This window comes from Pseudomonas sp. DTU12.3 (assembly GCF_004124275.1).
GTDB lineage: Bacteria > Pseudomonadota > Gammaproteobacteria > Pseudomonadales > Pseudomonadaceae > Aquipseudomonas > Aquipseudomonas helmanticensis.
The window spans coordinates 6079823-6092572 of the sequence record NZ_CP027218.1; the positions used below are offsets into that span (position 1 = coordinate 6079823).

General features: G+C 60.9%; 10 protein-coding genes and 1 pseudogene. 3 read left to right on the plus strand and 8 right to left on the minus strand.

The features are described from left to right. Positions 1-160 precede the first annotated feature (160 nt). Positions 161-1222 (minus strand): haloacid dehalogenase-like hydrolase, encoded by a 1062-nt coding sequence (locus C2E19_RS28045; RefSeq protein WP_129395931.1) that lies wholly within the window; start codon positions 1220-1222, stop codon positions 161-163. A 242-nt stretch (positions 1223-1464) separates the two neighbouring features. Between C2E19_RS28045 and C2E19_RS28050 the strand changes: the two genes are divergently transcribed. Further along, positions 1465-2856 (plus strand): L-cystine transporter, encoded by a 1392-nt coding sequence (locus C2E19_RS28050; RefSeq protein ID WP_129395932.1) that lies wholly within the window; start codon positions 1465-1467, stop codon positions 2854-2856. A 110-nt stretch (positions 2857-2966) separates the two neighbouring features. Here the strand turns inward: C2E19_RS28050 and C2E19_RS28055 are convergent, their stop codons facing one another. After that, positions 2967-3479 carry a dihydrofolate reductase gene (locus C2E19_RS28055; protein WP_129395933.1) on the minus strand — a complete coding sequence of 171 codons (513 nt, stop codon included), beginning with the start codon at positions 3477-3479 and terminating at the stop codon, positions 2967-2969. A gap of 85 nt (positions 3480-3564) precedes the next feature. On the opposite strand from C2E19_RS28055, the gene C2E19_RS28060 reads away from it, so the two are divergent. Both C2E19_RS28060 and C2E19_RS28065 read left to right on the plus strand, forming a co-directional pair. Beyond that, positions 3565-4938, plus strand: a complete 1374-nt coding sequence (locus tag C2E19_RS28060) for a DUF2868 domain-containing protein (protein ID WP_129395934.1) — start codon at positions 3565-3567, stop codon at positions 4936-4938. Further along, the gene (locus tag C2E19_RS28065) at positions 4931-6316 is read left to right on the plus strand and encodes a GTPase/DUF3482 domain-containing protein (protein ID WP_129395935.1); all 1386 of its coding nucleotides are present in this window, start codon (positions 4931-4933) and stop codon (positions 6314-6316) included. The genes C2E19_RS28060 and C2E19_RS28065 overlap by 8 nt, the downstream gene beginning before the upstream one ends. A 173-nt stretch (positions 6317-6489) precedes the next feature. On the opposite strand, the gene C2E19_RS28070 is transcribed toward C2E19_RS28065, so the two are convergent. The 6 genes and pseudogenes from C2E19_RS28070 to C2E19_RS28095 all read right to left on the minus strand — a co-directional run. Beyond that, positions 6490-7050 carry a phosphonate degradation HD-domain oxygenase gene (locus tag C2E19_RS28070; RefSeq protein ID WP_129395936.1) on the minus strand — a complete coding sequence of 187 codons (561 nt, stop codon included), beginning with the start codon at positions 7048-7050 and terminating at the stop codon, positions 6490-6492. Further along, positions 7050-8183 (minus strand): TIGR03364 family FAD-dependent oxidoreductase, encoded by a 1134-nt coding sequence (locus C2E19_RS28075; protein ID WP_129395937.1) that lies wholly within the window; start codon positions 8181-8183, stop codon positions 7050-7052. The genes C2E19_RS28070 and C2E19_RS28075 overlap by 1 nt, the downstream gene beginning before the upstream one ends. A 189-nt stretch (positions 8184-8372) precedes the next feature. After that, the gene (locus C2E19_RS28080; protein WP_041063660.1) at positions 8373-9398 is read right to left on the minus strand and encodes a putative 2-aminoethylphosphonate ABC transporter substrate-binding protein; all 1026 of its coding nucleotides are present in this window, start codon (positions 9396-9398) and stop codon (positions 8373-8375) included. Positions 9399-9433: 35 nt separating this feature from the next. After that, the gene (locus tag C2E19_RS28085) at positions 9434-11158 is read right to left on the minus strand and encodes a putative 2-aminoethylphosphonate ABC transporter permease subunit (RefSeq protein ID WP_129395938.1); all 1725 of its coding nucleotides are present in this window, start codon (positions 11156-11158) and stop codon (positions 9434-9436) included. Further along, positions 11158-12234: a putative 2-aminoethylphosphonate ABC transporter ATP-binding protein gene (locus tag C2E19_RS28090; protein ID WP_129395939.1), complete on the minus strand. Its 1077-nt coding sequence runs from the start codon at positions 12232-12234 to the stop codon at positions 11158-11160. Before C2E19_RS28090 ends, C2E19_RS28085 begins: the two co-directional genes overlap by 1 nt. Before the next feature lie 225 nt (positions 12235-12459). Continuing rightward, positions 12460-12564 (minus strand): annotated as a pseudogene (locus tag C2E19_RS28095) (LysR family transcriptional regulator); the annotation flags it as partial. Positions 12565-12750: the final 186 nt, after the last annotated feature.

Sequence of the window (12750 nt, forward strand, 5' to 3'; positions counted from 1 at the left end):
GTCTTAGCTGTCGAAAAAAAATGCCCCGCCAAAGTGCGGGGCATTTTTTTGTCTGAAGAATGAAAACCCGATCCCTGTAGGAGCTGCCGAAGGCTGCGATCTTTTGATCTTGCCCTTAAAAGATCGCAGCCTTCGGCAGCTCCTACAGGAGATTCTGGGGTTACTGAATTTCTTCTGGCTTGACGATCACCCAGTTCTTGTCCGCCGTCACCGGCAACCCTTCCTTGGCCTGCGCCGCTGCGTGCTTGGCCATCATGCCGTTCAACTGCGTCATGTACTTGTCCTTGCGGTTGATCCACAAGTGAATCCCGCCCTTGGCCACGTCGACATCGTGGAACAGCATGTAACCGTCGCTAGTTGGAGTATCGCCACCGACCAATACCGGTTTTTTCCACTCATCAATGTAGGTAAGAATCGCCGCGTGCTTGCCGGCCATCCACGTTGCCGGGGTCCACAGGTACGGCGTCAACTCCAGGCCCAGGTTGGCCTTCTCGTCATATTTGCCGGCAGTGATCTGCTTGCGCGCGGTGGTCAATTCGTTGGTCTCGCGGTTTTTCAGCAGCGTGGTCACGCCGATGACGTTCTGCGGTTTGACGTTGTAGCCATATTTCGGATCCGCAGCGACCATGCGCACCAGTTCTTCCGAGGCAGCGGTCATCACGTAGACCTCGATGCCGTTCTCCATCAGCTTGTTGTACAGCTCAACTTGGCCGGTGAAGATTTTCGGTGGCTGAACGTCGAGGTTCTTCACCACATCGCCTTCGTAGTATGTGGCCGGCACCGGTTTGCCCGAGGCCATCAGCTCATCAACGTAGCCTTTGAGTTCCTTGAGGGTGAAACCCGAGAACACCTGCGCCACCCACGGGTAGCAGACCATGTCGTCGACTTCGCAGAGACGGTAGTAGTAACTGAACAGGCTTTCCTTGTGGTCGGCAGTGTCCTTGAACGGCATCAGTTTCAGGGAGGGATCGAGTTTGTCGCGGGTGATCAGGCCCTTGTTTTCCATGAACGGCAGCAAGGACTCTTCGAGGTCGTAACGGTAACTGGTGTTGTCCATGTCGAACACCGCGTAGTTACCCTTGTTGGCGTTGGCCGCGATCATCGCGTCCAGCGCCTTGGCCTGATCGGCGGGCCAGTGTTTCAGCTCAGTGGCGAAAGCCTGAGAAGCCAGGCCCATCCCCACAGCCAGTGCGACAGCCAGAAATTTCGGTGCGAACTTCATCGACGTTTTCTCCCTGATGTAAAAGCATCGACGCTAACAAATGTGTGTGACAGTCCTCGTCTGTCAGCGACCGCCCACGCCGCTATTTGCGCCAGATGCATTGCCGAGAGCGACACGCGCTTATTCCAAAAACGACGGACGACCTGCAATTTTGGTATTAAATCATTGGAAATCAAACTGTTAGGCTTGCCGGTTCGCAGCAGCCCCGGAAGGCTGTTGGCAAAGTCTTTCCTGGAGTTCTCATGAACCTACCGTTGATTCTCAACCTGCTGGTGTTCCTCGCCCTGCTCTTCGGTCTGGCACAAACCCGCCACACCACGTGGAGCCTGGCGAAAAAAGTCCTGCTCGCCCTCGCGCTGGGCGTGGCCTTCGGCGTCGCGCTGCACACCGTTTACGGTGCCGGCAACCCGGTGCTGAAAGCCTCGATCGGCTGGTTCGATCTGGTCGGTAACGGCTACGTGCAGTTGCTGCAAATGATCGTCATCCCGCTGGTGTTCGCCTCGATCCTCAGCGCCGTGGCGCGCCTGCACAACGCGTCGTCGCTGGGCAAGATCAGCTTCCTGACCATTGGCACGCTGCTGTTCACCACCGCAATTGCGGCGCTGATCGGTATCGGCCTGACCAACCTGTTCGGCCTCACCGCTGAAGGTCTGGTCGCCGGCACCCAGGAAATGGCCCGCCTGCAAACCATTCAGAGCGACTACGCCGGCAAGGTCGCCGACCTGAATGTGCCGCAACTGCTGCTGTCGTTCATCCCGCAGAACCCGTTCGCCGATCTGGCGCGGGCCAAGCCGACGTCGATCATCAGCGTGGTAATTTTCGCTGCATTCCTCGGGGTTGCTGCGCTGCAGCTGCTCAAGGATGACGTCGAGAAAGGTCAGAAAGTGATCAACGCCATCGACACCCTGCAAGCCTGGGTGATGCGTCTGGTGCGCCTAGTGATGAAACTGACCCCGTACGGTGTGCTGGCGCTGATGACCAAAGTGGTCGCCGGTTCCAACCTGCAGGACATCATCAAGCTCGGCAGTTTCGTTGTGGTGTCGTACCTCGGTCTCGGCCTGATGTTCGTCGTGCACGGTTTGCTGGTGTCGGCCGCCGGGATCAACCCGCTGCGTTTCTTCCGCAAGATCTGGCCGGTGCTGACGTTCGCGTTCACCAGCCGTTCCAGCGCGGCGAGCATTCCGCTGAGCATTGAGGCGCAAACCCGTCGTTTGGGGATTCCGCAATCGGTGGCGAGTTTTGCGGCATCGTTCGGTGCGACCATCGGCCAGAACGGTTGCGCCGGTCTGTACCCGGCGATGTTGGCGGTGATGGTTGCGCCGACCGTGGGCATCAACCCGCTGGATCCGCTGTGGATCGCGACGCTGGTGGCGATTGTGACGTTGAGTTCGGCCGGTGTGGCCGGTGTCGGTGGCGGCGCGACGTTCGCGGCGCTGATCGTGCTGCCGGCGATGGGTTTGCCGGTGTCATTGGTGGCGTTGTTGATTTCGGTTGAGCCGCTGATTGATATGGGGCGTACGGCGTTGAACGTGAGCGGTTCGATCACGGCGGGTGCGATTACCAGTCAGGTGATGCAGCAGACTGATAAAGAGTTGCTGGATGCCGATGAGCATGCGGAGCTGGCTCAGGCTTAACTGCAACACATACTTGTGGCGAGGGGATTTATCCCCGTTGGGTTGCGTAGCGACCCCATTATTTTGGGGCTGCTGCGCAACCCAACGGGGATAAATCCCCTCGCCACAATTTAGGCTTTTTCCCAGACTTCGAAGTTGTACGCCGGCTTATCTTCAACCGCCGGGTTTTCAACGTTGGAAATCAGTTTCCACTGGTTCAAATCAAACTCCGGAAACCACGCATCCCCTTCCGGGTTCAGCGCCACTCGGGTCAGATACAGACGATCCGCCTGCGCCAGCCCTTGCGCGTACAACTGCGCGCCGCCAATCAGCATCAACTCATCAACGCCCTGCTCTTTCGCCCATTCCTCGGCGCGAACCACGGCGGCTTCCAGCGACGGATAAACTTCCGCACCTTCGAGCACCAGATCGGCCTGACGGCTGACCACGATGTTCAAGCGCCCCGGCAACGGCCGGCCGAGCGAATCCCAGGTCTTGCGACCCATGATGATCGGCTTGCCCAAGGTCGTGGCCTTGAAGTATTTGAAGTCCCCCGGCAGGTGCCAGGGCATGCTGTTGTCGACGCCGATCACGCGGTTTTCACCGAGGGCTGCGATCAGGCTGAGGGGGAGTGATTTAGTCATGCCGGCGAGGATACCAGAGCCGCGCTTACCCCGATAAGCGCCACAGCGGTTATGCTCAGCGCTGGATTAAGCGACGGGATGCCGCGTGACTGAACTGACTCCACTGCAAAACCTCTGGCTCACCGAGACCGTGCGCCTGCGCGAAGAACACGCCGGCCCGCTGGAAGATCTGGAAGCCAATCGACTGGCGCGCACCGCTGGCGGCGATCTGCCGAGCCGCATTCAACGCCGGGCGTTGTGGCTGGCCGAGCGAGACGGTCTGACATCTGCACTCAAACACTGGCTGCAAGGCGCGCGTCTGGCGCTGGTGTTGCTGATGATCTTCGCGGTGCTGAGCGGCGCCGGTCTGGCCTTCGCCGCACTCGGCCAGACGCCGGTCAATGTGTTCTGGGCCTTGGGCAGTCTGCTCGGGCTGAACCTGATTCTGCTGCTGAGCTGGTTGCTGGGCTTGATCTTCGCCGGCGAACACGGCGCCACCCTCGGACGATTGTGGTTATGGCTCAGCGAAAAAATGGCCCGCGATGCCAAAGCCGCGCAACTGGCGCCCGCCCTGCTGCTGATGCTGCAACGCAAGAAACTCAATCGCTGGGCACTCGGTACGCTGGTCAACGGCTTGTGGCTGTTGGCGATGCTCAGCGCGCTGATTCTGCTGCTGACGCTGATGGCGACCCGGCGCTACGGCTTCGTCTGGGAAACCACGATTCTCAGCGCCGACACCTTTATCCACGTCACTCATGCGCTCGGCTATCTGCCGTCGCTGCTCGGTTTCAACGTACCGACGGTGGCGATGATCCGCGCCAGCGGCGACGCTGCACTGAACATCGAAAGCGCCCGCCAGGCATGGGCGACCTGGCTGGTTGGCGTGTTGGTGGTGTACGGCGTGCTGCCGCGTCTGCTGCTGACGCTGTTGTGTTTCTGGCGCTGGAACAGCGGTAAAACCGCGCTGCGTCTGGACCTGAACCTGCCCGGCTACGCGCAATTGCGTGAACGCCTGATGCCGACCAGCGAACGCCTCGGCGTCAATGACCCGGAGCCGGCGCAACTGCATCGCGTAGAAAGCAGCGTCGGCGAACTCGCCAGCGAAGGTGCGCTGCTGGTGGCCATCGAACTCGATGAACAGCGTCCATGGCCACCCGCGTTGCCGGAGAACGTCAGCAACGCCGGCATCCTCGACAGCCGCGAATCACGCCACAAACTACTTGAACAACTGAGCCGCTTTCCGCCCGCACGTCTGGCGATTGCTTGCGATCCACGACGCTCACCGGATCGCGGCAGCCTCGCTTTGATCGCCGAACTGGCGCGCAGTTCGGGTGAAACCCGCGTCTGGCTGCTGCAAGCGCCGCCCGGTGAAGCACTGGATGCCGAACGCCTCGGCGACTGGCACGTCGCGCTGCAACAGCTTGATCTGAAGTTTGCCGATTGCGCGCCGTTGAACTGGTTGGAGACGGGTCATGACTGATGCCTGGAAAGCGCCGCTGAAACTTGCGGTGGTCGGCCACACCAACGTCGGTAAGACTTCGCTGCTGCGCACGCTGACCCGCGATGTCGGTTTCGGCGAAGTCTCCCATCGCCCGAGCACCACGCGGCATGTCGAAGGCGCGCGGTTGTCGGTGGACGGCGAGCCGCTGCTCGACCTCTATGACACGCCGGGATTGGAAGACGCCATCGCGCTGCTCGACTTTCTCGAACGTCTGGAACGCCCCGGCGAACGCCTCGATGGCCCGGCGCGACTGGCGCGGTTTCTCGACGGCAGCGAGGCGCGCCAGCGTTTCGAGCAGGAGGCGAAAGTGCTGCGGCAACTGCTCGCCTCCGACGCCGGGTTGTACGTGATCGATGCGCGCGAACCGGTGCTGGCCAAGTATCGCGATGAACTGGAAGTGCTCGCCAGTTGCGGCAAACCGCTGCTGCCGGTACTGAATTTCGTCAGCAGTGCCAATCATCGTGAACCGGATTGGCGTGAGGCGTTGGCGCGGCTCGGGCTGCATGCGCTAGTGCGTTTCGACAGTGTGGCGCCGCCGGAGGATGGCGAGCGACGACTGTACGAAAGTCTTGCGCTGCTGCTGGAAAACGCCCGGCCGCAACTGGAGCGATTGATTGCTGATCAGCAGGCCCAGCGCCTTGCGCGGCAGCAAAGTGCGGCGCGTTTGATTGCTGAATTGTTGATCGACTGTGCGGCTTGTCGGCGCAGTGTGGTCAGCGAAGCCGAACAGGAACAGCAAGCCATCAGCGAACTGCGCAAGGCTGTGCGCCAGCGTGAGCAGAAGTGTGTTGAGGCGCTGCTCAAGCTGTATGCGTTTCGTCCGCAGGACGCGGCGGCGAGTGATTTGCCGTTGCTCGATGGGCGTTGGGGTGATGACCTGTTCAACCCGGAAACCCTCAAACAACTCGGTGTTCGGGTCGGCGGCGGTATTGCTGCGGGCGCGGCGGCCGGGGCTGGTGTGGATTTGCTGGTCGGCGGGATCACCCTCGGCGCGGCGGCATTGGCCGGCGCGATTGCCGGTGGCGCGCTACAAACGGCGCGCAGTTATGGCAGTCGGCTACTGGGCAAGATCAAAGGGCAGCGTGAGTTGACGGTGGATGACGGGGTGTTGCGGCTGTTGGCGCTGCGCCAGCGGCAGTTGGTGTTGGCGCTGGATCAGCGCGGGCATGCGGCGATGGACAGCATTCAGGTGGCGACACCGCAGGACAAGACCTGGCGCGAGGGCAAATTGCCGGAGGCGCTGAACAAGGCGCGGGCGCATCCGCAGTGGTCGTCGCTCAATCCGCAGGCGAAGTTGAATCAGGCGGAGCGGCAGGAGCAGATTGAGGCGTTGGTTGCTCGGGTGCTTGAGCTTTAGATCGCTACCCCCTCACCCCAGCCCTCTCCCCCAAGGGGTAGAGGGGGAAGGGAGCAGATCTTCTGGCTTTTCGAAACCTGAGCTCGGCTGGATATTTCAGGTCGATGTATCACCTGAGAACAACTCCGTAGGCTCCCTCTCCCTCCGGGAGAGGGTTGGGGTGAGGGCAACGATCACGCACCCGACAACAAAACCTCAGCCTTGCGCTTCAGCAGAGCCAAATCAATCACCGGCACCGCCATCTCCTTGGCCAACTCATCCCACTGGCGCATGCGCAGGCTGACCGCACACAACGGATCCCGCTCAAACACATCTGCCTCCGCCTCCGTCATCACCCCACCCTGATACGCCAGTGTCCGCCGACTAGCCTCACTCAAGCGCTCGAAATACCCCGGCTCACGCAACGTCAGATACCGCTTGGCCTGCACGTGATATTCCACCAACCGCGCCATGCGTTCGCTGAATCCCGCCTCACGCAAATAATCCGCGCCGAGGCGTTCATGGCTGACCACACCATAACCGCCCATGTTCTCTGCGCCTTCGGCACACAAATGACCGATGTCATGAAAGAACGCCGCCAACACCACTTCATCATCAAAGCCTTCGGCTATCGCCAGTTCTGCGGCCTGAGACATGTGTTCGATCTGCGACACCGGTTCGCCGATGTAATCGCTGGTGCCGAAGCGTTCATACAACCCGAACACGCGGGCAACCACTTGCTCGTGACCTGTCATCAAACTTCCCCCAGTAATTGCGCAATGTTGCGCTCGGCCATCGCCGGGCCAACGCTCATGCCGACGCCGGTGTGCATCAGCGCCACGCTCAGGCCCGCTGCCGGACGCAGCAACGAAAACGGCCCCGGCCCCCGAGAACCATAGACGCCCTGCCAGCGCTCGACCACTTGCACCTTGCAGCCCAGCGTCTGCTCGGCGAGTTCGAGCATCCAGTTATCGACCTGCTCGGCGTTGAACGGTGAAGGGTCGCTGCCGTAGTGGTGCGAGTCGCCGATGATCAGTTCGCCATAGGGCGTCGGGCTTATCAGCAGGTGGATGCCGTTGTCGTGCAGGTGCGGTTGTTCGCGGAGGATCTGCGCCTGCACCGCCGCCGCTTCCGGCAGATCGGCGAAGGCACCGTAGTGCACGCAGCTCAGGCCGGTGAGCAAGGCGTGTTGCAGATTGAGATCGATCTGCGGTTTGCCGCGGAGCATTTGCAGGCGGCAGATTTGCGGGTCGAGAGCGGCAATTGGCTCGGCCAGCAACGTCTGATAATCGTGACCGGAGCAGACGATGATCTGTTTGCCGGTAAAACTGCCTGCGGTGCTGTGCAAGCGACCAGGTTCAACGTCACGCACCAGCGTGGAGAAGTGAAACTCGACGCCGAGGTCGCGGCGCAGATAGTCGATCAGCGCCGGGATCGCTTCACGCGAGTACAGCTGTTGATCGTCGAGGCCATGAAGAGCAGCGCGGTGGTGGCTGAACTGGCCGTTGTACAGATCGCGCAATGCAGCGCCGCGCAGCAGTTCGACGTTGTAGCCGTGTTCCACCGCGCGGCCGGCACAGAAGGTTTCGAGCAGATGTTCTTCGGCTTCGGTTCTGGCGAAAAGATAAGAGCCGTTGCGCTTGATTTGCAGGCCGGCGAGTTGCGCCCAGTCGCCCCAGATCTCGCGGCTGGCTTTCGCAAGCTCCAGCATCGGGCCGGGTGGCTGGCCGGTGACCAGGGCTTGACCGAAGTTGCGCACCGAAGCGCCGAGCGGCGTGGCGGTGCGTTCGAAAACAGCGACTTTGAGACCACGTTTGGCGGCGGCGTAGGCGTGGGACAGGCCGAGAATGCCGGCGCCTACGATCAACAGGTCTTTGTGTTGTGTCATTTAGAGGTGCTCTGAATGAGAGGCTGCTTTCGCGAGCAAGCCCGCTCCCACAGGGGATTTTTTGTGCCCACAGCATTTGTGTCCATAGAAGATCCAATGTGTCAGCCCCCACAGAGAATTGTGTGCTGCACACGATCCAATGTGGGAGCGGGCTTGCTCGCGAAGGGGCCCTGTCAGTCGATAAAGATCTTACTTGGCGGCGACTTTTTCGGATTTGCCGTCATAGCGCTTGCGCCACTCGGTCAGGATCTCGTCGCGATTCTTCGAAGCCCAGGCAAAGTCGTTCTTGATCAGACGCTGCTCGTAATCGGCCGGCAATTCAGTCTGCGGCTTGGCAATCCCCGGCTGTGCGAGAACAGCGAAGTTCTCCTTGTACAGATCCATCGCCTCAGCGCTGGCAGAGAAGTCAGCCAGTTTCTTCGCCGCGTCTTCATGCGGCGTGCCTTTGATCACCGCGGTCGCTTCGATCTCCCAGCCCAGACCTTCCTTCGGCAGGATGATGTCCAGCGGCGCGCCCTGACGCTTCAGCTGTACCGCCGGGTATTCAAAAGAAATACCAATCGGGAACTCGCCCGCCGCTGCCAGTTTGCAAGGCTTGGAGCCGGAGTGAACGTACTGGCCGATGTTCTGGTGCAAGCCGTCCATGTAGGCCCAGCCCTGCTTCTCGCCGAAGGTTTGCAGCCAGGCGCTGACGTCGAGGAAGCCAGTGCCGGACGACGCCGGATTCGGCATGACGATCTTGCCTTTGTACTCAGGCTTGGTCAGATCCTGCCAGCTCACCGGTTTGCTCAAACCCTGCTTCTCGGCTTCAACGGTGTTGAAGCAAATGGTCGCAGCCCAGACGTCCATACCGACCCACGCTGGCGGGTTGGCGGCGTCGCGGTAGTTCGCGCCGATCTTGCCGAGATCCTTTGGCGCATAGCTTTGCAGCATGCCTTGCTGATCGAGGATCGCCAGGCTCGAAGCCGCCAGGCCCCATACCGCATCAGCCTGCGGACGGGCCTTTTCGGCGAGCAGTTTGGCGGTGATGATCCCGGTGGAATCACGCACCCATTTGATCTCGACGTCTGGGTTAGCCTTTTCGAACGCGGCTTTGTATGCGGTCAGTTGCTCGGCTTCGAGGGCGGTGTACACCGTCAACTCGGTTTTTGCCGCGAAGGCATTCAGGCTGAAAGTAGCGAGCACAGCAGCGGCCAGGGCCATAGGCTTGAACATGATCGGTATCCTGTCTTTTGAGTTGAGGGTGTGAATCAGTGACCGGGCGCGGTTTGCCGCCAGGCTTGAGAACGGCGCAGCAAGCCGCGCGAAGCCCACGCCAGCAGCAAGGACACGCCCGCCGAGGTGAACAGAATCAGGGTCGACATCGCCGCCGCGCCGCCGACGTTGCCGGCGTCATCCATGTTCAGCACCGCGACCGCCGCAAGGATGGTGTCGGGGCTGTAGAGGAAGATCGCTGCCGACACGGTGGTCATCGCCGAGACGAACAGGTAGCGGACGATGTCGAGCAGCGCCGGCAGGCAAATCGGCACGGTGACGCGCAGGTAATGGCGGTACAACGGCGCCTTCAGCGACAGCGCGGCGGCTTCAAACTCGGCGTCGAGCTGACGCAGCGCAGTGGTCGCGGTCATCTGCGCGGTGGTCAGGTAGTGCGCAATGGTGCAGACGATCAGCAGCGTCATCGTCCCGTACAACACGTGCAGCGGGTTGCCGCTGAGGTTGAAGAAGAAAACGTAACCCAAGCCGAGCACCAGCCCCGGCACCGCCATCGGCACAAAGCTGAGCATGCGCAACGCCAGGTTGAGGCCGCGTTGATCGCGGGTTTTCTCCATCAGATAAGCACCGGTGAAAATCAGCACGCTGCCGATCAACGCCGTGCCCAGCGCCATTTTCAAACTGTTGCTGTAAGCCAGCCAGCCACCGCCGGCGGTTTCGTTGAACTGGTAGTGGTTGAGCGACAGCGACAGGTTGTACGGCCAGAACTTCACCAGCGACGAGAACACCGCCATGCCGAACACCAGAATCAACGCCGCGCTGATCAGCAACACAATCGCCAGATAGCAGCCGTCGCGCAGTTTCGACGGCGCCGGTTTGAATACCTGCGCCCGACCGCTCATGGAGTCGCCGTGACGCCGACGCAGCCAGGCGTCGACGCCAAAGCTGAACAGCGCCGGCAGCAACAGCACCATGCCGATCAATGCGCCGCGACCGAATTGCTGTTGACCGACCACGGCTTTGTAGGCTTCCAGCGCCAGCACTTGGTAGTCGCCACCGACCACCACCGGCACACCGAAATCGGTGATGGTCAGGGTGAACACCAGACAGAACGCGGCGAACACAGCCTGACGCGTTGCCGGCCAGGTGATGCTGCGAAACGCCTTGGCCGGACTGGCGCCCATGCTCGACGCAGCATCGAACAATCGTGCATCGGCCAGCGACAGCGCCGAGAGCAAAATCATCAGCGCATGCGGGAAGGTGTAGATCACCTCGCCCAGCACAATCCCCCAGAACCCGTAGATGTTGTCCGAAACCAGCCCGCGCAACATGCCCTGGTTGCCGAACAGATAGACCAGTGCAATCCCCGGCAGCATCGACGGCGCCATCAGCGGCAGCAGGGAAATGCCGCGCCAGATACCTTTCGCCGGAATCAGCGTGCGTTGCAGCGCGTAGGCAAACAGGTAGGCCAGCGGTACGACGATGGCCGCAACGCTGAGGGAAACTTTCAGACTGTTGCCGAGCAGCCAATGGAAATTCTCGCTGGTCACCAACTCCTTCGCCGCGACCCAGCCACCGCCCTGCCCGGCTTCACTGCTGAAACCACGCCAGAAGATCGCCAGCAACGGCAGCAACACCGCGACGCCGAGCAACACCAACAGGAGAAGTTTGCCGCCGACAACAAAAATGCGGTCGCCGATCTCGGCTTTCGAGGACTGTCGCACCTGCTTGTGCGGTAGCGGCAGCGCGAGGTTGCTGTTCATCAGGCAAACACCTGCAGGCTGCGCGGCGGCAAGGCGACCATGATCTGCTGGGCACCGAGGCGCGGCATGGCTTCCGGGGCGAGTTCGGCGAGCAAGGCGTGGCCCGGCAGTTGATCGAGTTCGAAACTCATGCGGCAGCGGTTGCCGAGGAAGGTGATTTCGCGGACTTTGGCCGGGAACAGGTTTTCTTCATGCACCGGTGGATTGACGTTGATCGCTTCCGGGCGGCAGAACAAACGGCCCGAGGCGCGCTGGATGCTGCCGTCGCTGAGGCGCAGGTTCATCCCGCCAACCTGTGCGTGACTGTCGCTGCTGCGCTGGAACGGCAGCCAGTTGCCCTGCCCGACAAACTCGGCCACGAACGGCGTGGCCGGGCGGTTGTAGATTTCCTGCGGGGTGGCGTACTGCTCGACGCGGCCATTGTTCATCACGGCGATGCGGTCGGCCATCAGCATGGCTTCGTCCTGATTGTGCGTGACCATCAGGGTGGTGATGCCGAGGTTGCGTTGCAGCTGGCGCAGCTCGGTGCACAGATGCTCGCGGACGCGGGCGTCGAGGGCCGACATCGGCTCATCGAGCAACAGCAGCGACGGTGCCGGCGCCAAAGCGCGGGCCAGCGCCACACGTTGCTGCTGGCCGCCGGACAGCTGGCCGGGGTACTTTTTCTCGCTACCGGTGAGGCCGACCAGTTCCAGCATCTGCCCGACGCGACGGCGCACTTCGTCGCGACCGCTGCCGGCGAGGCCGTAGGCAATGTTCGCCTCGACAGTCAGATTGGGAAACAGCGCGTAGGACTGGAACAGAATCCCGTAATCGCGAGCCTGCGGGGCGAGGTGCGAGACGTCGCGGTCACCGAGGTACAGCTCGCCGCTGTCCTGTTTTTCCAGGCCGGCGATGCAGCGCAGCAAGGTGGTCTTGCCGCAGCCCGAGGGGCCGAGCAGGCACACCAGTTCACCGGCGGCGACGTCGAGGGACACATTATCCAGGGCGGTGAAAGCGCCGAAGCGTTTCTGCACGCCGCGCACTTTCATCGGCGCACCGGGGTTGGTCAGGGCAGTTGCGATGGCAGGATTCATGGACAGACCTCATCAAGCAGATGGGGCCAATCCTAGAGTTGTAATGCGTCCGTCATGTGGCAACGAGGCAAAAACTGTTGATAGTGGTATTCGGGGATTTGGGTTCACCAAAGATCGTTCCCACGCTCTGCGTGGGAATGCAGCCCGGGACGCTCTGCGTCCCAAAAGCCGAACGCGGAGCGTCCGTAGAGGCATTCCCACGCGGAGCGTGGGAACGATCATATGCTAGGCCGGGGACATCTCTTGGGCCAAGCCGAGAAACGCCGCCGGCAACCGCGCGCCCTTCCTTTCTTTCAGGCAATAAAGATACTCAGGAAGGTCAACAGAATTTAAACGCATACAACTACATGAGTTTAATTTGCAAAAATCAACTTACGATTTATCTGTCGTATTTGACCTACAAACATGTCAGGACTACCAGTCTCGCAATGACGTCGGTGAAGTGATATCCGAACCCTATAAATAATCACAGTTTTTTCCTTCAACCTTAAAAGATGCCTCCTACATTTTTACTTC